General features: G+C 42.3%; 1 pseudogene. It reads right to left on the reverse strand.

Features of this window, described 5'->3' with window-relative positions:
- A pseudogene (locus tag EII32_RS12685) lies at nt 1-220 on the reverse strand (IS5/IS1182 family transposase); the annotation flags it as partial.

Genomic DNA, 220 nt, shown 5'->3' on the forward strand with positions numbered 1-220 from the left:
AAGAATAAGTCCCGACCATGAGCGAAGAATGGACACCTTATTGCCAAACTCGTATTTCTTGTGTTCCTTGCCTTTGCCGATACATTGTACTTCGGGTTAGTGAAGGGAATATATCTTATCGTGGCTGTTACGTTTTTGAGAAAGGATCTTATGGAAGAGTCCAAACATCTTTTCATAACCTTTCTTGTCGGGAAGGTTGCGGTCAAGTTCCCTGACCAAA

Origin of the sequence: Prevotella sp. OH937_COT-195, from assembly GCF_003932845.1 — a bacterium.
GTDB lineage: Bacteria > Bacteroidota > Bacteroidia > Bacteroidales > Bacteroidaceae > Prevotella.